General features: G+C 60.6%; 13 protein-coding genes. 7 read left to right on the forward strand and 6 right to left on the reverse strand.

Annotated features, from left to right (window positions below; translation table 11 throughout):
• Positions 1 to 9: 9 nt before the first annotated feature.
• Positions 10 to 1,155, forward strand: coding sequence for a serine hydrolase domain-containing protein (locus ACO77H_RS13955; RefSeq protein ID WP_169951464.1), 1,146 nt, complete (start codon positions 10 to 12; stop codon positions 1,153 to 1,155).
• A gap of 133 nt (positions 1,156 to 1,288) precedes the next feature.
• On the opposite strand, the gene ACO77H_RS13960 is transcribed toward ACO77H_RS13955, so the two are convergent.
• The 5 genes from ACO77H_RS13960 to ACO77H_RS13980 all read right to left on the reverse strand — a co-directional run bounded on the left by ACO77H_RS13960 (position 1,289) and on the right by ACO77H_RS13980 (position 8,146).
• Positions 1,289 to 3,694 carry a TonB-dependent siderophore receptor gene (locus ACO77H_RS13960; RefSeq protein ID WP_170057375.1) on the reverse strand — a complete coding sequence of 802 codons (2,406 nt, stop codon included), beginning with the start codon at positions 3,692 to 3,694 and terminating at the stop codon, positions 1,289 to 1,291.
• A 76-nt stretch (positions 3,695 to 3,770) separates the two neighbouring features.
• On the reverse strand, positions 3,771 to 4,706 hold the full coding sequence (locus tag ACO77H_RS13965; protein ID WP_170041465.1) for a FecR family protein: 936 nt from the start codon (positions 4,704 to 4,706) through the stop codon (positions 3,771 to 3,773).
• Between the two features lie 5 nt (positions 4,707 to 4,711).
• Positions 4,712 to 5,209, reverse strand: coding sequence for an RNA polymerase sigma factor (locus ACO77H_RS13970; RefSeq protein WP_262376891.1), 498 nt, complete (start codon positions 5,207 to 5,209; stop codon positions 4,712 to 4,714).
• 144 nt (positions 5,210 to 5,353) lie between these two features.
• A complete protein-coding gene (locus tag ACO77H_RS13975; RefSeq protein WP_432755706.1) occupies positions 5,354 to 6,766 on the reverse strand; it encodes an amidase in 1,413 nt (470 codons plus the stop codon).
• Positions 6,767 to 6,853: 87 nt separating this feature from the next.
• A complete protein-coding gene (locus ACO77H_RS13980; protein ID WP_170041462.1) occupies positions 6,854 to 8,146 on the reverse strand; it encodes an MFS transporter in 1,293 nt (430 codons plus the stop codon).
• A 98-nt stretch (positions 8,147 to 8,244) separates the two neighbouring features.
• Here ACO77H_RS13980 and ACO77H_RS13985 point away from each other — a divergent pair, with 98 nt between their 5' ends.
• Positions 8,245 to 9,228, forward strand: a complete 984-nt coding sequence (locus ACO77H_RS13985) for an Lrp/AsnC family transcriptional regulator (protein ID WP_432755707.1) — start codon at positions 8,245 to 8,247, stop codon at positions 9,226 to 9,228.
• Positions 9,229 to 9,305: 77 nt separating this feature from the next.
• Here ACO77H_RS13985 and ACO77H_RS13990 read toward each other — a convergent pair whose 3' ends face one another.
• Positions 9,306 to 11,648: a membrane-bound PQQ-dependent dehydrogenase, glucose/quinate/shikimate family gene (locus ACO77H_RS13990; protein WP_432755754.1), complete on the reverse strand. Its 2,343-nt coding sequence runs from the start codon at positions 11,646 to 11,648 to the stop codon at positions 9,306 to 9,308.
• 537 nt (positions 11,649 to 12,185) lie between these two features.
• Here ACO77H_RS13990 and ACO77H_RS13995 point away from each other — a divergent pair.
• The 5 genes from ACO77H_RS13995 (at position 12,186) to ACO77H_RS14015 (ending at position 16,907) form a co-directional block, all read left to right on the forward strand.
• Positions 12,186 to 13,133, forward strand: coding sequence for an AraC family transcriptional regulator (locus ACO77H_RS13995; RefSeq protein WP_169951480.1), 948 nt, complete (start codon positions 12,186 to 12,188; stop codon positions 13,131 to 13,133).
• A gap of 107 nt (positions 13,134 to 13,240) precedes the next feature.
• Positions 13,241 to 14,617 carry a Rieske 2Fe-2S domain-containing protein gene (locus ACO77H_RS14000; RefSeq protein WP_170041459.1) on the forward strand — a complete coding sequence of 459 codons (1,377 nt, stop codon included), beginning with the start codon at positions 13,241 to 13,243 and terminating at the stop codon, positions 14,615 to 14,617.
• A complete protein-coding gene (gene benB / locus ACO77H_RS14005) occupies positions 14,614 to 15,102 on the forward strand; it encodes a benzoate 1,2-dioxygenase small subunit (RefSeq protein ID WP_169951484.1) in 489 nt (162 codons plus the stop codon). The genes ACO77H_RS14000 and benB overlap by 4 nt, the downstream gene beginning before the upstream one ends.
• Before the next feature lie 10 nt (positions 15,103 to 15,112).
• Positions 15,113 to 16,135: a benzoate 1,2-dioxygenase electron transfer component BenC gene (gene benC, locus ACO77H_RS14010; RefSeq protein WP_432755708.1), complete on the forward strand. Its 1,023-nt coding sequence runs from the start codon at positions 15,113 to 15,115 to the stop codon at positions 16,133 to 16,135.
• Positions 16,136 to 16,145: 10 nt separating this feature from the next.
• Positions 16,146 to 16,907 (forward strand): 1,6-dihydroxycyclohexa-2,4-diene-1-carboxylate dehydrogenase, encoded by a 762-nt coding sequence (locus tag ACO77H_RS14015; protein WP_170041457.1) that lies wholly within the window; start codon positions 16,146 to 16,148, stop codon positions 16,905 to 16,907.
• Positions 16,908 to 17,072 lie beyond the last annotated feature (165 nt).

The raw sequence follows: 17,072 nt of genomic DNA on the forward strand, positions 1-17,072 counted from the left end.
GTCTGAGGTATGAAGGCACAAGGGATGTGTGCAAAACAGTTCGAAGCGGTCAAGCAGGCTTTCGAGCAGATGTTTGATGATCCGCAGGAGCGTGGAGCCGGGCTTTGCGTGCAGGTAGGCGGGGAGATGGTCGTCGACCTGTGGGCCGGTATGGCGGATCAAGAGGGCACCCAGCCGTGGACGCGCGATACATTGGCCAATACCTTTTGCGTAGTAAAGCCCTATGTGGCGGTGGCGGTGCTGATGTTGGTCGAGCAGGGCAAGCTGGAGCTGGATGCACCCGTGGCCCGTTACTGGCCTGAGTTCGCCCAGAGCGGCAAAGCCCGGGTGACTTTGCGTCAGGTGATGAATCACACCGCGGGCCTGCCGGCGCTGCGCGCGCCCGACCACAACCCCATGATGTTTGACTGGGAACACATGATACGGGTCCTGGAGGCCGAGCCGCTGTGGTGGGAGCCGGGAACCGACCTGGGGTACGGCACCACCACCTTTGGCTGGATACTCGGTGAGTTGATTCGTCGGGTGGACGGCCGCGATGCCTGCGTCTTTATCCATGACGAGATTCTGGACCCTCATGACCTGGACGTTCACCTTGGCGTGGACGAACAGCACTTTCATCGTATCGCCCGGTTCGACAGTGCCACCGGACGAGTCGGCGATCCTTACTCGCAAGCGTTGCGAGCAGTGCTGAAAAACCAGCCATCGCACATCGCGACATATGCCTTCACCAATCCCGGAATGGTGCCCAGACGCACCAGCGACCCTCGCTGGTGGGCCTATCGCCAACCGGCTGTGTGTGGACACGGTACCGCTCACGGCCTCGCCGGTTTCTACAGTGCGTTGCTGGCGGGAAACTTTATCGGGCGCGAAATGCTCCGTGAGTTCACCCAAGAGCACAGTCACGGCATGGATCGCTCATGGATGCGCCCAATGCGCTACGGCCTGGGTTGCATGCTGGAGCAGCAAGTCGACCCAACGGCTTCCCTTGCAATGGGCCCCCGCGCCTTTGGTCATCTGGGCCTTGGCGGCCCGGTGAGTTTTGCCGATCCCGACAGTCGCGTGAGCTTTGGTTTTGTCACCACGACCTCGGGCAGCCATACGATGATTGATCCGCGTCCTGGCCGGCTATCCGCGCTTGTTTATGCGGCGCTTTGAAGGGGCGTTCATTTATCAGTTGCCTTTGCAGCTCGTCACTTGAGGATAAGGTCGACAAACCCGCGCCCTATCTATCCTGCTCATGTCCGTCCTTGGACATGAGCGTCCTTGGACATGAGCGTCGAGCCGCTTCTTAGAAGCTGTAGCGGGCAGTCAGTTTGAAGTTACGCGGGTCGCCGTAGACGTCATACGGTTCATAGCCGCCGTTGGCGATGCTGACGTAGTAAGTACGGTCGAACAGGTTGTTTACGTTGACCTGCAAATCCAGTTGCTCGCTGGCCTTGTAGCCTGCCACCAGGCCGGCCACGGTGTACGAGCCCTGCCGGTTTTGCCATGCACTGGTACCGCTGCCCCCTGCGGTGCGGATCTGGCTCTGCTGATAAACATCACCGCCAATGCGCCAGCGTTGCAGGTCGCCGGGCAGGGTGTAGAGGGTGGACAGCTTGAATAGCTGGCGCGGCAGCCGGCGGTTGAAGTCCTGGCCTTCCAGGGTTGCAGTGGCGTCGTTGACGTACTTCGTCTGGGTGTAGGTGTACCCGCCGGCCAGTTGCCAGTTTTCGCTCAGGGCGCCCTGGATTTCCAGGTCCACACCGCGGCTGCGCACCAGGCCGGAAGACTCATAGCACTCACTGTTGGCGGTTGCACCGCAGCCTTTGACATCCGGCAATTGCTGGGCGCGGTTCTTCTGGTCAATCTGGAAAACCGCCAGGCTGGCGTTCAGTGCGCCATCAAAGTATTCGCCCTTGATACCCACCTCGTAGTTCTCGCCCACGATAGGCACCACCACTTGTCCACCGAGGCCTTTTTCGGTCTGTGGCTTGAAGATATCCGTGTAGCTGACATAGACCGAGTGATTGGTGTCCAGGTCATAGACCAGGCCAGCATAGCGGGTCAGATTGCGCGTGACCTTGTAGCTGCTGGCAGGGTTGGCCCTGCTTTGGAATTCGTACCAGTCCAGACGGCCGCCGAGAATCAGCGACAGCGGGTCGGTCAAGCGCAGGCGGGTGCTGGTATAGAGGCTGTCCTGCGTCGTCGTCTCGAGACGGCCGTCGGGGCCTTTGACGATAGTGGGCTTGGTGTGGCCACGCGGGTCCCACGCGAACAGATCGACGTTGCTGTCGATGAACCTTTCCCAAATCTTACCGGTACGATAATCCAGCTGGCGCTTGCTGACGCCCACGGTGAAGTCATGTTCCTGGCCCAGTAGCTGGAAGGGGCCGCTGAGGGCCAGGTCATAGCCTTTCTCTTTCTGCTCCATGGCTTGCGTCCATAGATAGTGGCGGTTGTATCCCCATATGGAGGAGGCCAGCACGTCGGTGTTGGTCATCGACTGCATGGCTGCCATGCGCAGCTTCCAGTCATTGGCGAAACCATGCTCCAGGGTCGCGAAATACCCGGTGGTGCGGTTGTCCATGTATTCATAGTCATGCCCCAGGAACGTGTCCCGGGGCAGTCCTAGATGACCACCGCCACGGGCCATGGGCAACCCGCCCCAGACGTAGTTGGTGTAGTCCTTCTGCCGGTAGGCCCCCAGCGTCAGCGTGGTGGTATCCGTCAGGTCGGCGTCCACGACGCCGTAGTACAGATCGGCGTCGCTCTCTACCGACTCGCGAAAGCTTTTCGAGTCCTGCCGCGAGAGCACCGTACGGGCGCGCAAGGTGCCGCTTTCGTTGAGCGGGCCGCCAATGTCCAGGGTGCTGCTGTAATCGTCCCAACTGCCGGCACTGCCGGTGAGCACGGCCTGGAATTTATGGGTCGGGCGCTTACGCACCAGGTTGATCGCGCCAGCCGGGCTGCCCGCGCCCTGGGCCAGGCCGGTGGCGCCACGCACGATTTCCACCCGGTCATACATGGCCAGATTGGCTTCGCTGCTGGGCAGGTAGGTGAGGAAACTGGTGGGAAAGCCGTCGTACATAATGGTGTCGACGTCGAACCCGCGCGCGCTGAACGTGGGTCGCCCAACGCCGCCGGAGTTATTCAGGAAAAACCCCGGCGCGCTTTGGGCCACATCGCTGATGGTGGTCATGGCTTTGTCGTCCATGCGTTTGCGCGTGACCACGCTGACCGACTGCGGTGTTTCCCGCAAGGTCAAGGGGAGCTTGGTGGCGGTCTGCATGGCCCCGGTGGTGTAGGAACCGGTGTTCTCGGTGGTTTCACCCATCTGCTGGCCGACGATTGCCGTCTCCCCCAATTGCAGGGTGCTGCTCGATTCAGGGGCCTTTTCCAGCATCACGCTGTTTGCGCCGGTCGCGCGCCAGGTCAGGCCGCTGCCTTTCAAGACGTCAGCCAGTGCCGCTTCTGGCTCTTTGGGGCCGACGACTCCAAGGCTGTTCTTGCCGACTACCAGCGTGCCATCAAAAATCACCTGTAAACCGCTTTGAGCAGCCAGGCGGTTCAGCGCGCTCGCCAGGGGTTGCGGTGCAATGTTGAAAGAGTGAGGGGCAGCCACTGCCAGGCCGGATATCAGCACGCACAAGAGGGCGAGCGGGGCGGCGGACAACGATTTTATGTGCAGCCCTTCAGGTAACGGATGGTGCATCAGTGGTCTCCCTAATACGAAGCATTATCGTTCTAGGGAAGGAAGACGGCTGACACGCCAACACCCGTAAAAATAGTCAAGTCTTGGAGGAGATCACCAGCAGATAGTCGGTGTAGCGCTCGATCTTGAGGGCAAAGACGTTCTCCAGCGTCGTCAGGCCCTCGTCCAGGTCGTTGAGCTGAAAGGTGCCGCTGACCTTGAGTGCGCCCAGGCGCGAGTCCCGCAGCACTATGATTCCCGGACGATAGCGTTCGAGTTGCTCAAGCACCTGCGCCAGCGGTGTCAGCTCGAAGACCAGGCGACCTTGCTCCCAGGCCAGCATCGTGTCGACGTCCACACGCTGCTTGGCGCCCAGGCCATCGGCACGCCCGCCAACGGTCTCGCCAGCGCCGAGCGTCACCTTGTCAGGCTCGCCCGTGACGGCCACACGCCCGCGGCGCACCGTGACATCCACGTGCTCTGCATCACGGCGTACGGCGTAGATCGTGCCCAGGGCCGTCGCGCTCAAGGCTCCCGCTTGCACACTGAAGGGCCGCTGCGGGTCCGGCTTCACGTCGAACACGGCCTCGCCTTTGCGCAGGGTAATACGCCGCCCATCGTCAGTGAATTTCACATCAACGGCGCTGTTGGCATTCAAGGTGATCTGCGAACCATCAGCTAGCACGACCTGTCGACGCTCACCGGTGCCGGTGTAATAGTCGGCATCCAATGCCATTCGTTGCGCCCATGTCACGCCGAGCCCGAGCACCAACGACGCCGCGATACCCATTGCCCACAGGCGACGCGCGGACGGCCGTGCCGAAGCAGCAGGCTGGGCCAGATGCGCACTTAAGCTCCACATCCGACGCGCTTCGACAAACGCCTGCTGATGCTCCGGCGCCTGTTCGCACCATGCCCGCGCCGCCGCCACATCCGATGGCTGCACCGAACCCGAGGTGAGGCGAATCACCCACGCGTGGGCAGTGCGCTGGATTTCGCTGAGGGATGGCGTGGTGTGGGGTTGATCGTGCATACCGGCTATCGTTGCAGGCATTGGCTGAGAAAGTCGAGCGCAATAGCCAATTGTTTTTCCACCGTACTGACCGAAACCTTCAGTTGCAGGGCCACTTCCTTGTGGGGCAGGTTTTGCAGCCGACACAGCGTGAATATCTCCTGGCACTGGGTAGGCAAGCGGTGCAGTGCGTGAGCCATCGCGGCCAGTTCTTGTTGCGCGACCACCACATCGAACAGCGCCGGGCTCTCGCCGGTCACCTCGTAGAGGTAGGCGGTGCCTTCGTCGAGGCGCTCTCGCGTCTGCCTGCTGCGCGCATGATCAATCGCCAAGTTGCGCGCAACTTTAAAGATAAAGCCGCGTAGATTGAGCACCGGCTTGCGGGGTGGCTGGCGGAGCAGGCGCAGGTAGGTTTCCTGGGTCAGATCGGCCGCAGTCTCAGGATTGCGCAACTGACGATGAAGAAACGAACGCAACTCGGTGGCATGGGCCCGAAACGCCACCTCAAGCTCTTCGGTGGTCATGCTCGACATTAGCAGAGATCACGCAGAGGAAAGTCCTGCACTTTAATGATAGTGCTTCGCATTAACAATCTTTTATTGGGCTGCCATCTCGATCGGCCTGTGACTGGGACTGGTCGTCTTGGGCGATTGCTGTTTGTACCTGGTTTAAAGCCCCCATCGCTCAAGCTCAGGCGTGCGCCCGTCAAGTAAAAGCGAAGGCGCCATGGCGCTCGCTGTTTTCAGCAAGTGCATATCTGTAAATACCGGGCCTAGCAGCTGCACGCCAATCGGCATCTGGGCCTCATCGAATCCGGCGGGCAGGGCGATTGCCGGAGTGCCCAGGTAATTACTGGCTCGGCTGAACTTGCCAATACTGGCGTGATTGACGTCCTCGTCATCCAGGGGCAAGGCACCGTGGCTGCTGACAGGCATCAACAACACCCCAAATGAGCCGATCGCGCGGGTGAATGCCGCGGCTGCCGTTGCACGCTGCGCAATGGCGTGTTCGTAGGCATCACGGCTGATATCCGCACCCGCCAGGATTCGATTGCGTACCACCTTCCAGAGTAGCTGCGCGGGGTCATGGGCCAGGTGCCCAAACTCGCGATAGCCCTCATAAGCAATGATCATCGAGTTGCATTCGGAAAGCTGAGCGATATCCAACTCATCATTGGGAACCCAGCTTTCGAGCGTCCAGCCGGCCGCGTTCAGATTGCCCAAGGCCTGGTCCCATACCCGGCGGGTGCCAATGGACAGCGCACTGGGGAACGCACTCTGGTCCAGTACGAATACGGTGCCAGGCTTGGTGGGCACCCACTCACTGGCAAGTTCAGCCTCAACCTTCAACCCATTGCCCGTATACGGGCTGGCAATGATGGCGGTGAGCGCATGCGCGTCGTTTACGTCGCGGGCGATTGGGCCCAGCACATCCAGGCTGGGAGCCAGTGGAACGACACCGTCCAGGCTGATGAGGCCGCTGGACGGTTTGAAGCCAACCAAATGATTAAGCGATGCGGGAGCTCGTATCGATCCGCCGGTATCGCCACCGACGGCAATCGGTACCAGTCCTGCTGCAACTGCAACCGCCGCGCCTGAAGAGGACCCGCCCGGGGCGCGATGCAACTTGGCGTCCCAGGGGTTCCAGGGCGTGCCTCGGGTCGGGTTCTGCCCGGATAAGCCGAAGGCAAATTCGGTCATCTGGGTCTTGCCGACGATAACCATTCCCGCCGCCTGTAAACGTTGCGCGACGGCGCTGGTCGCGGAACTGATAGTGGTCAGGCGGCTTAACGAACCTGCCGAGGCCAGGGTGTTGGCGATTTCGATGTTGTCTTTGATGGCAACCGGCACGCCATGCAATGGGCTCAAGGGTTGGCCTGTATCGAGTGCACTGTCGGCGGCATCGGCGGCCGCCAAGGCTTGCTCTGCGAACACTATCGTGAAGGCGTTAAGCGCGCTGCTGCGTGCAATACGGTCCAGAAAGTATTGTGTGACGGCGCGCGAGGTGATCTGCCGGGTAGCGATCAGATGGGCAATCTGCAGGGCAGTCTGGAAACAAAGGGCTTCGGATCGTTCGCACATAATTTCTGGATTCTAAGATTTGTGAGTCGGTATCCCCGTGTTCGACGGGCGTTGACGGGGATCGCATCGCGTTGTTCGAGCCAGTGCCTATTTCAGTGGTTTTCCGGCGGTCTCTGGCATTTTGATGAAGGTCAGAAGGGTGAGCGCGGCGCCTGCGAGCACGTAATAGAAGAACCAGCTCTCTTGACCGTGGCTCTGCAGCCAGGTCAGCAGGTATGGCGTAGTCCCGCCGAGCAAGGCCACCATCAGGTTGTAGGGCGCACCAATACCGACGGCGCGAACGCTGCTCGGGAATTGTTCAGACATGATGGCTGGGGCGATCGAGGTATAAAGCGCGTAGAGCAACAGGCCGAACAGCTCCACCATCAGGATCGACGAGAACGTCGGCTGCATGTTGGTGATAATCGGGTAGAAGAACAGCAGGTAACCCAGGGCAAAAACGATCAGTTGCGGCTTGCGCCCGAACTTGTCTGAGAGCATGCCGAACAGTGGGTGCACGAGCATGAACGCAACCATGGCAACCGTATTTGCCGCAAAGGCTGTCGAGGACTCCACGTGCAGTGCTCGGATGGCATAGGTGGGGATGTAGATAACGAACAGGTAGAAGGCAAATGTGCTGAGGATCGAAAAGCCGACAATTCGCAGGGTCTCGCGCGGATAATCCCGCAGCAGGGTGCGTAGGGGTTGCTTCTCTACCTTTTTAGCCGGTTGCGAGGTGCAGGCTTCGGTTTCAGGCACCGACATACGCAGCCAAATACCAGCGACACCGCCCAAGGCACCGAGCAAGAACGGTATGCGCCAGCCGAACTCTCTCATCTGTTCGTCGGTGAGCAGGGTAGTAAGGGCCCAGCCGATCGCCGATGCGGTCAGAATGCCTGCGGCGGAACTGAAGAAGACAAAGCTGGAAAAGAAGCCGCGACGGTGGTCTGGCGCTAACTCGGCCAGGTAAGTAGAGGCCGACGCGTATTCACCGCCCAACGACAAACCCTGCATCAGTCGTGCAACCACCAGCAACACCGGCGCTAGCAGCCCGATCTGCTCATAGGTGGGGGTAATGCCGATCATCAGTGAGCCGCCAGCCATCAACATGATGGTGACGCCCAATGCTGATTTGCGGCCATAGCGATCAGAGTAGATCCCCAGCGCCCAACCGCCGATTGGACGCATGAAGAAACCTACGGCGAAAATAGCGAAAGTCGCCAGCAGGGACGCCGTTTCGTCAGTTTTCGGAAAAAACTGTGTAGAAAAGAACACCGCGAACGACGCATAGATCGTCCAGTCGAACCACTCCACCGCGTTCCCAATGCTGCCAGCCGCAATTTTGCGCGCGATTGATACCTGCGGCTTTACCGCTTGGGACGTTTGAGTCGCATAATTCATTGGCTTGTGCCTTTGGTTTTTGAATTGTAATTATTTTTAGACATTTGCTGGTTTGTTTTGTTTTAATTTGGCCACTTGAGCGAAGGTATTGTAAGAATATGGTCTCGTCAACCGTTGAGTCGGATGAAAAAAGACATTTTGCGCTGGATGAAACCGATCTGGCCTGCCTGGTTGCACTACAGGCAAATCCCCGTGGCACTTGGCGGGATTTGAGTACGTGCTGCGATGTGGCCGAGCGGACGCTTTCGCGTCGCCTGCAACGTTTGATGGACAGTGGATATATCCGGGTGATCGGCGAGCTTGATCCGGTTGTCGTCGGGAGTGGCCCGGTGCTGCATGCGTGGATTCGGGTAGCCGACGGGCGGCAGAAGGAAGTAGCGGAGCACTTGGCGCAACTGGCACAGACGCAGGTGGTGATGGCGACAACTGGAGAGTTCGACATCTTCACCGAGATCAATTTGCCGAATGTGGAAGCGCTGTCTGACATGGTGGTGCGAGCGTTGCCGCTGGTGCCGGGAGTAAGGCAGGTTCAATCGCAGGTGGTGCTCAGATCGTTCCGACGAGCGAGTCGCTGGCGGATTGACGGTTCGGTGCCTACTGAACCGGTGCTGGCCGGGCCTGTGAGCCTGAATGCCGATGAGATGCGGCTACTGGGCGCGTTAATGCTCGATGGAAGGGCCAGCCTGGGCGTGCTTGCCCAAACCTGTGGCGTCAGTGAACCGAAGGTTCAGCGGATGCTGAGTGGGCTGGTCGACAGTAATGCCCTGACCTTTCGTGTGGAGCTTGAACCGCTGTTGGTTGGCTATGGGGTAGAGGCGATCCTGTCGTTACAAACCCGACCGGGTGCGGCAGATGGCATTGCCCTGGAGCTGGCAAAGGATGAGCACACGCGTTGCCTGTTCGGTACCAGCGGACGTTCGCAGTTGTTTTGGCATGTATTGTGTCGTGATATTCATGATCTGTGGGCCGTTTCAACGGCGCGGATGGGGTCCCTGGAGGGGATCATTTCTTGTGAGACCAACACGGTGGTCAGAGCCTATAAAAGGGCAGGGCGAGTGCGTCGCGGGCTTATGGTTGAGTAGTGTCCAGGCCTGCCTCCCAGCCAGCAAAAATAATCCCCGAAACCGGGGATTATTTTTAGACGGCGCTAACCAACGATTTATGGTTTATCGGCGCTCTCTGGCAGTGCATACGCAATGATGTAGTCACCCACATCCGGCGAATGGCTCATGCCACCCGCCGAGATCACCACATACTGCTTGCCGGTGGCCGGTGACTTGTAGATCAGCGGTGCCGCAACCGCACCCACTGGCAGGCGGGCTTTCCACACCTCTTTACCGGTGGCCGACTCAAGAGCCCGCAGGTAGTAGTCCTGGGTGCCGGCAAAGAACACCAGCCCCGAGGCCGTCGAGGTCGGGCCCCCCAGCGTTGGCATGCCCAGCGGGATCGGCAGGTGGGTTTTGATACCCAACGGGCCGGTATCCTGCACGGTGCCCAACGGAACCTGCCAGACCAGTTTCTGCGTGTGCAGGTCGATGGCACTCATGCTGCCAAATGGCGGGGTGTTGCACGGCACGCCCAGGGGCGACTGGAGGATGTCGATTTTCACCCCACCATAGATGCCGGCAACTTGTGGGCGAATGGTGCCCATGAAGCCAGGCACTTCATCGGTCGAGACTTTGAACTTCTTGGTGTTTTCCTTGGTAACCAGCGCCATGCGCAAAGGGACGCGCATGTCGTTGACGAACATCATGCCGGTGTTTTCGTCGATAGAGATGCCACCCCAGTTCATGCCGCCCAGCAAGCCCGGCCATTCGATGTAGGGCTTTTCAGTTGGCGGAGTGAAGGGTCCTACGTAAACGGAGTCCTTGAACATGATCCGGCAGTACAGTTGGTCGAAGGTGCTTACGCCCCACATGGACTTTTCGGTCAGTGGCTCGGCACCAATCACCGGCATGCCTACCGAATGGGGTTGCGTCGGCGACAGGTGCTCGCCTTCGGCCGCTGGCGAAGTAGGCACCGCCCGCTCCTGAACTTCAGTGACCGGTTGGCCGGTGCGGCGATCCAGGACAAAGATATTGCCGGTTTTGGTGGTCTGGATGAGGACCGGTGTTTTTTCGCCCTGGGCGTTCTTGATGTCGTACAGCACAGGTTGGGAGGGTAGGTCGTAGTCCCACACATCGTGGTGAACGGTCTGGTAAACCCATTGGGTTTTGCCGGTCGAAGCATCGACGGCGACGATAGCCGAGCCATACTTTTCCTTGGCCTGGTTGCGGTCGCCACCCCAATAGTCAGGCGGACCGTTACCGGTGGGCAGGTAGACCAGGTTCAATGCCTTGTCGTAGGTAGGAATGGTCCAGACATTGGGGGTTTCCAGGGTGAACTCTTGGTCGCCAGCGGTTGCATCCTGGCCCTCAGGCGCACCGATGTCCCATGCCCACACCAGCGCGCCGGTCAGCACGTCGAAGGCACGCACAGCGCCAGAAGGCTCTTTGGCGACGATGTCACGCACCCAGCCGCCGACCACGGTGAGATGGCCCATGACCACCGGCAGCGATGTGGGGTGATAGCGCTTGCTGTTCTCGGTCGGGCCCATGCCTTTTTTCAGGTCGACGTAACCCTTGTCGCCAAAGTTCGCGCACAGGCTGCCGGTGTGCGCATCAAGGGCAAACAAACGGGCATCCACAGACGACACCAGAATGCGCTGACGGCATTGTTGCTGGTCGCCGTACGACGTTTTGACTTCAGCGCTCAGACTGTCGTCCTTATCGATGTCGTAATAGCCCACGCCACGGCAAGTTACGTGCTCTGCGCTGCTGGCGTGGGGATCGAACTTCCAGATCGGCTTGCCAGTATCGCCGTCGAGGGCGGTGATCAGGTTTTCCGGGGTGCACGAATACAAGACGTTGCCGATCTGCAGCGGAGTGTTTTCGTCCACACCGGCGCCGCCCCCTGTGGTTCTGCGGCCGGTTCGGTAGATCCAGGCAACTTGCAGGTCCTTGACGTTTTGCGGGGTGATTTGGTTGAACGGCGCAAAGCGGGTGCCTGATGCACTACGGCCAAAGGATGCCCAGTTTTCGGACGCCGAGGCGGGCTCCGTGGGTGCGGGCGCAGCCCTCGCGGCGACTGGATTGGAAATCGCACCGTGCGGATAGAACGCCGCCACAAACGTTGCGATCAGCCCCGCAAACACAACGAGCCCCATGCCGTTGGCCAAACGCCGGGCGCGTGATGAAGTGGTGGGGAACGTAGCGCCGACCCATAGGCTGAGCGCCAGGACAATTGCCGGAACGACCAGGCGCGGCAGCAGTTCCCAGTAACTGAACTGGCCCACTTCGTAAAACGCCCAGGCACAGGTTGCCAAGGCGATGATGACTGAAAGGGCAAGGCCTATCCCTTTGCGCAAGAACATCAGCGCCGCCAGCAGCAAATACGCCAGCCCCGCGATCAAGTAGTAACTCGAGCCGCCCAGCGCAACCAGTTTGAAACCGCCGTAAATCATTGCCAGCGCTACGAGCAGCACAAGCAAGCAAAACAGCACCCTCGCGGTCGTGCCAAGTGCAACTTTGCGAGTTTTGGGTTGATGATCATCCGTCATTTTTTTAATACGTTCCGTTAGTCAATGGAAAGTGCACGCAATCAATGTGCAGGGGGGCAAGGCATTCAATCGGCAGCAGGCAGTCGCGCTGATCGGGGCTGGCAGGGAGGGAGTAGTCAATCGACGCGGGCGCCGCCGAGGGCTCTAGGAAAGGGAGTTTGGCGTTGGATCGCCTTATAAGAGTTAGCGCGTTATGGCTGCCTGGAAATTGCGCGCAGTTTAGGCGCAGGGTTTTTCCGGATAAATACTCAAGGTAGAAAAGCATTATTGATGAAACAGTAACAATAGACTGCATGCGCTGCGTGATCGCCGGCCTGGTGCGAACTACCGAGTCGCGAAAAGCTCACCATACCTTAAGGGTATCCATGTAGACCTTATCCATATTGGACGCTCGCGACATCACGCCTCAGCCTGAGGCCAATAACTATAAAGAGGCGCACCATGACCGTGCTATTGAGTGAGCGCAGCCAGATTTTCCAGGGCGCCGATGCCTACGCCGTGTCGGACTATGTCAACCAGCACGTGGGCAACCACTGTATCCGTCTGCCGCCCAAGGGCCGGCCCCTGGCGAGTATCAGCCACCGGACCTTTTCCAGCCTGGACCTGTGCCGCATCAGCTATGGCGCGCCGGTGCAGGTGACGTCGGTGGCGCTGGAAACCATCTATCACTTGCAGATCCTGCTGAGCGGGCACTGCCGCTCCAACTCCCGGGGCAACGCGCAGGTCTTCGGGCCGGGGGAGATCCTGCTGATCAATCCGGATGACCCGGTGGACCTGACCTATTCCGCCGACTGCGAAAAATTCATCATCAAGTTGCCGGTGCGCCTGCTGGAAAACGCTTGCCTGGCGCAGCACTGGACGCTGCCGCAACCGGGTATTCGTTTTGCGGCGGCGCGCCATGCACTGAGTGAAATGGACGGTTTTCTGCAGTTACTGGGGCTGATCTGCCATGAGGCGGAAAACGCCGTCGAGCCGCAAGTGCAGGACCTGTATGAGCGGATTGTCGCCAACAAGCTGTTGGCGCTGCTGGCCAGCAATGTGTTGCGGGTGGTGCCCCAGGCGGCGCATGGCGGTGGTTTCGAGGCGGTGCGCGAGTTTATCGAGGAGCACCTGGGCGAGGACATCGGTATCGAGCAATTGATGGCGGTGGCCAAGGTCAGCGAGCGGTCGCTGTATAGCCTGTTTGCGCGCCAGGTCGGCCTGTCGCCCCGTGATTATGTGCGCCGGCGCAAGCTGGAGCGGGTGCATGCGCGTTTGCAACTGAGCAGTGCGCGCAGTGTGACGGAAGTGGCGCTGGACCATGGCTTCATGCACCTGGGGCGGTTCTCCGAGGCCTATCGCAAACGCTTTGGCGAGCTGCCTTCGCAGACCTGGAAGCGCCATCGCTAAGCGGCTCGCGCCAGCCGGATACTGATGTGCAGGAAGCGGATATTGAGGAGTGGGAGGAGCACGTACGGTGAGGGCGCCTGATACAAGAACAACGGAGGGCCTGCCCCATGACCACTACACTCGACCGCCTCGCTGCACAATTGCGCGAGTCCGTTCAGGAAGATCCCGCTACCGGGGTATTTCGCTGCCGCCGCGACATTTTTACCGACCCCGACCTGTTCGCCCTGGAGATGCAGCACATCTTCGAAGGCGGCTGGCTGTACCTGGCCCATGAAAGCCAGGTGCCGGCAATCAACGACTACTACACCACCTGGATCGGCCGCCAGCCGGTGGTCATCACCCGCGACAAACAGGGTACTTTGCATGGCCTGGTCAACGCCTGTGCCCACCGTGGCGCCATGCTCTGCCGGCGCAAACAGGGCAACAAGGGCTCATTTACCTGCCCATTCCACGGCTGGACCTTCAGCAACGCCGGCAAGCTGCTCAAGGTCAAGGACGGCAAAACCGGCGCCTACCCGGACAGCTTCGACTGCGACGGCTCCCACGACCTCACGCGTCTGGCGCGCTTTGAAAACTACCGTGGCTTTCTGTTCGGCAGTCTCAGCGAGGCGGTGCCGCAACTGAGTGATTACCTGGGCGAGACCCGGGTCATCATCGACCAGATGGTCGACCAGGCCCCCCTGGGCCTGGAGGTGCTGCGCGGCAGTTCCTCGTATGTCTACGACGGCAACTGGAAGCTGCAGATCGAGAACGGCGCAGACGGTTACCACGTCAGCTCCGTGCACTGGAACTACTCGGCGACCATGGGCCGGCGCAACTACGAGGCCGAAGGCACGCGCACGGTCGATGCCAATGGCTGGTCGAAAAGCCTGGGCGGCGTCTACGCCTTCGATCACGGGCATATCCTGCTGTGGACGCGCCTGCTCAACCCCGAGGTGCGCCCGGTGCATGCCCACCGCGCGGCACTGGCCGAGCGCCTGGGCCAGGCGCGTGCTGACTTTATTGTCGACCAGACCCGCAACCTGTGCCTCTACCCCAATGTGTACCTGATGGATCAGTTCTCCACGCAGATCCGTGTGGTGCGGCCCCTCGCGGTGGACAAGACCGAAGTGACGATCTATTGCATGGCGCCGATTGGCGAAAGCGCCGAGGAGCGGGCAACGCGGATCCGCCAGTACGAAGACTTCTTTAACGTCAGCGGCATGGGCACGCCGGATGACCTGGAAGAGTTCCGCGCCTGCCAGACCGGCTACCAGGGCGCGACCACCCTGTGGAATGACCTGAGCCGTGGCGCCAAGCAGTGGGTGGAAGGGGCCGACGACAACGCCAGGGCCATGGGCATGCACCCGCAATTGAGCGGGGGCAAAACCGAAGACGAAGGCTTGTTCGTGCGCCAGCATGCGCATTGGGCCGCAAGCCTGCAGCGTGCAATAGAGCGTGAACAGCCAGGCCTGATCGCCAGCGACCGGGAGCTGCAGCCATGAGCCTGTCCCGTGACTGCCTGCTGGACTTTCTGTACCGCGAGGCGCGCCTGCTGGATGACCGCCAGTGGGATGAGTGGCTGGCGTGTTATTCGCCCAAGGTGCAATTCTGGATGCCCGCCTGGGACGACTACGACACCCTCACCGAAGACCCGCAACGCGAAATCTCGCTGATCTACTACCCCAGCCGCGATGGCCTGGAAGACCGCATCTTCCGGATCAAGACCGAACGCTCCAGCGCCAGCACGCCCGAGCCGCGCACCGTGCACTTGCTCTGCAACCTCGAAGTGCTGGCCGACGATGGCGCCCAGGTGCAGCTGCGTTTCAACTGGCACACCCTCAGCCACCGCTACAAGACCACGGACAGTTATTTCGGCACCTCCTTCTATAGCCTGGACATCCGCGGCGAGCAGCCGCTGATCACGCACAAGAAGGTGGTGCTGAAAAACGATTACATCCACCAGGTCATCGACATCTACCACATCTGAGGACACCGCCATGACGTATGCCATTGCCCTGAACTTCGAAGATGGGGTTACCCGTTTTATCGACTGCAAGGTGGGGGAGAAGGTGCTCGATGCTGCTTTCCGCCAACGCATCAACCTGCCCATGGACTGCTCGGACGGTGTCTGTGGCACGTGCAAGTGCCGTTGTGAAACCGGCGCCTATGACTTGGGCGACGACTATATCGAAGACGCCCTGAGCGCGAATGAAGCCCAGGAGCGCCAGGTACTGACCTGCCAGATGGTGCCGCAGTCCGATTGCGTGATAGCCGTGCCGGTACCGTCCAGCGCGTGCAAGACCGGCACCACGCAGTTCGTCGCGACGCTGGCCAGCATCACCCGCCACGCCGATGCCGCACTGCAGGTGAGTTTCGAACTGGATCAGGCGCCGGTGTTTCTACCCGGCCAGTACGTGAACATCGGCGTGCCCGACAGCGGGCAGACGCGCTCCTATTCATTCAGCAGCCGCCCTGGCGACACGCACGCCAGTTTTCTGATCAAGCATGTACCGGGCGGGTTGATGAGCAGTTGGCTGGAGCGCGCCCAGCCGGGCGACAGCGTGCCGATGACCGGGCCGTTGGGCAGTTTTTACCTGCGTGAGGTGCACAGGCCGCTGCTGTTATTGGCCGGTGGCACCGGCCTGGCGCCGTTCCTGTCGATGCTTGAAGTGCTGGCCCTGCGGGGGGAAAGCCGGCCGATCACGCTGATCTATGGGGTGACGCGGGATCAGGACCTGGTGCTGGTCGAGGCCCTGGAGGCCTTCGCTGCGCGGTTGCCCAACCTCACGCTTGTCACCTGCGTGGCCGATCCGCAGACCGCGCACCCGCGCCAGGGGTATGTCACCCAGCATATGGCCAGCGATGTTCTCAACGATGGTGATGTCGACGTTTACCTGTGCGGGCCGCCGCCGATGGTCGATGCGGTGCGCGAGCACTTCAAGCACCAGGGCGTGAGCCCGGCCAGCTTCCATTACGAAAAATTCACCGCCAATGCCATGGCCAACTGCGATGCCGCCTGAGGAAACCAGCATGAATCTACGTTTTGACACCAAGGTTGCGCTGGTCACCGGTGCCGCCCAGGGCATCGGCCGGCGCGTCGCCGAACGTTTGCTGGCGGAGGGCGCCTGGGTGGTCGCAATCGATCGCTCGGAACTGGTGCACGAGTTGCAGCATGCCCGGGTGCTGACCCTCATCGCCGACCTGGAGCAGCATGCCGAGTGTGCCCAGGTGATGGCCGCCGCCAAGGTGCGTTTCGGGCGCATCGATATCCTCATCAACAACGTCGGCGGGACCATCTGGGCCAAGCCCTTCGAGTATTACGCGGAGGCGCAAATCGAGGCCGAAGTGCGCCGTTCGCTGTTCCCCACGCTGTGGTGCTGCCATTGCGTGCTGCCCTACATGCTGGAGCAGGGCACTGGCGCCATCGTCAATGTGTCGTCGGTCGCCACACGGGGGGTCAATCGCGTGCCCTATGGCGCGGCCAAGGGTGGAGTGAATGCCTTGACCGCCTGCCTGGCCCTGGAAACCGCCGGCAGCGGCATCCGCGTCAACGCCACCGCACCCGGCGGCACCGAAGCACCGCCCCGGCGCATCCCGCGCAATAACCAGCCGCAGAGCGCGCAGGAGCGCGCGTGGTACCAACAAATCGTCGACCAGACCCTGGATAGCAGCCCGATGAAGCGTTACGGCAGCATCGACGAACAAGTGGGCGCGATCCTGTTCCTGGCCTCTGACGAGGCCTCCTACATCACCGGCGTGACCTTGCCGGTAGGGGGGGGCGACCTTGGTTGATTTGCCTTTTACCTGCAGGGTCTGCCGTGCCACTGGCTTGGGCATTCGAATACGCAATGTGACGGCGCGCTCAAACTACCGCAGCGACCTCAATGAGAACCGGCTGAACCTCCGTTACACCTGGCCGCAGCTTTAAACCCTGACCGAGCAGGGCCCCAGGCCTTG

This window comes from Pseudomonas sp. WMBT8 (genome assembly GCF_050916005.1).
Classification (GTDB): Bacteria; Pseudomonadota; Gammaproteobacteria; order Pseudomonadales; family Pseudomonadaceae; genus Aquipseudomonas.

What these genes read in the sequence shown, in the direction of transcription:
- benB (WP_169951484.1), top strand. Translation starts at nt 14,614, where the DNA reads ATGAGCCTGTCCCGTGACTGCCTGCTGGACTTTCTGTACCGCGAGGCG.
- ACO77H_RS13955 (WP_169951464.1), top strand. Translation starts at nt 10, where the DNA reads ATGAAGGCACAAGGGATGTGTGCAAAACAGTTCGAAGCGGTCAAGCAG.
- ACO77H_RS14000 (WP_170041459.1), top strand. Translation starts at nt 13,241, where the DNA reads ATGACCACTACACTCGACCGCCTCGCTGCACAATTGCGCGAGTCCGTT.
- ACO77H_RS13970 (WP_262376891.1), bottom strand. Translation starts at nt 5,209, where the DNA reads ATGACCACCGAAGAGCTTGAGGTGGCGTTTCGGGCCCATGCCACCGAG.
- ACO77H_RS13985 (WP_432755707.1), top strand. Translation starts at nt 8,245, where the DNA reads ATGGTCTCGTCAACCGTTGAGTCGGATGAAAAAAGACATTTTGCGCTG.
- ACO77H_RS13975 (WP_432755706.1), bottom strand. Translation starts at nt 6,766, where the DNA reads ATGTGCGAACGATCCGAAGCCCTTTGTTTCCAGACTGCCCTGCAGATT.
- ACO77H_RS13980 (WP_170041462.1), bottom strand. Translation starts at nt 8,146, where the DNA reads ATGAATTATGCGACTCAAACGTCCCAAGCGGTAAAGCCGCAGGTATCA.
- ACO77H_RS13960 (WP_170057375.1), bottom strand. Translation starts at nt 3,694, where the DNA reads ATGCACCATCCGTTACCTGAAGGGCTGCACATAAAATCGTTGTCCGCC.
- benC (WP_432755708.1), top strand. Translation starts at nt 15,113, where the DNA reads ATGACGTATGCCATTGCCCTGAACTTCGAAGATGGGGTTACCCGTTTT.
- ACO77H_RS13965 (WP_170041465.1), bottom strand. Translation starts at nt 4,706, where the DNA reads ATGCACGATCAACCCCACACCACGCCATCCCTCAGCGAAATCCAGCGC.
- ACO77H_RS13995 (WP_169951480.1), top strand. Translation starts at nt 12,186, where the DNA reads ATGACCGTGCTATTGAGTGAGCGCAGCCAGATTTTCCAGGGCGCCGAT.
- ACO77H_RS14015 (WP_170041457.1), top strand. Translation starts at nt 16,146, where the DNA reads ATGAATCTACGTTTTGACACCAAGGTTGCGCTGGTCACCGGTGCCGCC.
- ACO77H_RS13990 (WP_432755754.1), bottom strand. Translation starts at nt 11,648, where the DNA reads ATGATTTACGGCGGTTTCAAACTGGTTGCGCTGGGCGGCTCGAGTTAC.